General features: G+C 56.3%; 1 pseudogene. It reads left to right on the top strand.

What is annotated here, in order from left to right:
- A pseudogene (locus Q1A01_RS23830) lies at window positions 1–222 on the top strand (hypothetical protein); the annotation flags it as partial.

Raw genomic sequence — 222 nt, 5'->3', positions numbered from 1 at the left:
AGGACCAGCAGGTAACGATGGAGCAACAGGACCACAAGGTCCTCAAGGAAATACAGGTCCACAAGGACCAGCGGGTGTAGATGGTGCTGACGGAGCAGTTGGACCTCAAGGGCCAGCAGGTGCAGATGGAACTGACGGAGCAGTTGGACCGCAAGGACCAGCAGGTAACGATGGAGCAACAGGACCACAAGGTCCTCAAGGAAATACAGGTCCACAAGGACC

The organism is uncultured Dokdonia sp., from assembly GCF_947492815.1.
GTDB lineage: Bacteria > Bacteroidota > Bacteroidia > Flavobacteriales > Flavobacteriaceae > Dokdonia.
This window is presented reverse-complemented; position numbering and strand designations above follow the sequence as displayed.